The organism is Actinosynnema sp., assembly GCF_052038725.1.
The window spans coordinates 1-1,719 of record NZ_JBQGCX010000972.1 but is presented as its reverse complement, the minus strand read 5'-3'; the positions used below and the strand labels follow the sequence as shown (position 1 = coordinate 1,719).

1 protein-coding gene is annotated in these 1,719 nt (G+C 69.8%); it reads left to right on the top strand.

The genetic code is table 11. The features are described 5' to 3' along the window. Positions 1-1,515 (top strand): apolipoprotein N-acyltransferase (lnt, locus tag ACTUAL_RS20675; protein WP_440901405.1); only part of this gene is annotated, 1,515 nt, incomplete at its 5' end. Positions 1,516-1,719: the final 204 nt, after the last annotated feature.

Sequence of the window (1,719 nt, the reverse complement as noted above, 5' to 3'; positions counted from 1 at the left end):
GCGGCCGCGGCGGCCGGGTTCTTGCTTAATCTCGCGTCCCCGCCGGCCGGGTGGTGGCCGCTCACGTTCGCGAGCGTCACGGTTGCTCTGCTGACCCTGATTGGCCGCCGCATCGGCGGGGCTCTGCTGGTCGGCACCATCTTCGGCGCCGTGTTCTACACGACTCACCTGGTGTGGGTGGGCGAGTTCCTCGGCCCGGTGCCGTGGCTTGCCCTCGCCGGGCTGGAGGCCGCCCTGTTCGGCGCCGGCGCGGTACCGATCGCCCTGGCCTATCGGTGGACCACCCGCCACCGATCCCGCAGCTATGTGCAGCTTGCCGCAGTGCCTCTGCTGGTCGCGGGATTGTGGGCGGCTCGCGAGGTGCTGATGGGAGCGTGGCCGTACTCCGGGTTCCCGTGGGCGCGGCTCGGGATGACCCAGGTCGGCGGCCCGATCGCTGAGGTCGCGTCGTGGACGGGTGTCACCGGGCTCTCCTTCCTGACCGTCGCGGTTTCCGCAGCTGTGGTGCAGTGGCTCCGAGGCGGAGGGCTCCGGTTCACGAGGGGGCTCCTCCCTGCCGGGCTCGTCGCGGTCCTCCTGGTCCTCGTCCCGCAGTTTCCCACCACCTCGGCCGGAGAGTTCCGGGTCGGATGGGTGCAGGGCAACGGGCCGACGGGATACTTCGACGACAAGACGCCCGGCGACGTCCTCGCCGCGCAGACCGCCGCGACGCGCCCTCTGTACGGGCAGCCGATGGACCTGCTGGTGTGGCCGGAAGGCGGCGTCGACGCTGACCCGCTCAGCGATCCGGCAGCCGCCGAGACGTTGGACCGGGTCGTGCACTCGGCCGGGGCGCCATTGCTGATGAACGCCGCCACGACCCGCGGCGACCAGGTCTTCAACACCTCGCTGCTGTGGACAGCGAATCCTGCGAACCGGCAGTGGCATGACAAGGTCAACCCGGTTCCGTTCGGAGAGTACGTGCCCGACCGCTGGTTCTACGAGCTGGTCGCCCCCGAGCTGGTGGGACTAATCCAGCGCGAGTACACCCCAGGCACCAATCCGCCGATTGTGCAGGTCGGGGATGTCGGGGTGGGGTTGGCTATCTGTTTCGACGTCATCTACGACACCGTGATCTGGGATGGCGCCCGCTCCGGTGCGGAGGTGTTCGTGTTCCAGACCAACAACGCCGACTTCCGTGGGACCGCCGAGAACCTGCAGCAACTTGCGTTCGCCCGGATGCGCGCCATCGAAACGGGCCGCGCCGTCGTCAACGTCTCGACGGTGGGCACCAGCCAGGTGATCGCCCCGGACGGCACCACCCTCGACAGCATCGCCGTCAACACCGCTGGCGGGTCGATCAGCACCGTCCCGTTGCGCACCGGACTTACCGCCGCGGTGGTCCTCGGCCCCTGGCTCACCGGTCTCATCGTGCTCGCCGCCGCAGGTGGCCTTGCCGCGGCGGGGTTCTCCCACCGTGCCCGCACGCGTGCGGGCGGTAGTGATCGTCCGACTGACCAGGCGAGGCGCCCATGAACACGTCACGAGTGAGGGCTGTCACACATCCACTTGTCCTGCCGCTCCGAACGCTGGTGACCGGCAGCGATCCCACCATCCCTGGTGAACGGATGGCCGAGGGATGCGCGCCTACGCCCGCCGAGAGCCGCGCCTTGCGGGCTGGTGTGAGCCGACGTGTCCTGCGGACCGCGGGGACGGCGAGTGTGGTCGCCGTGCTGGTGG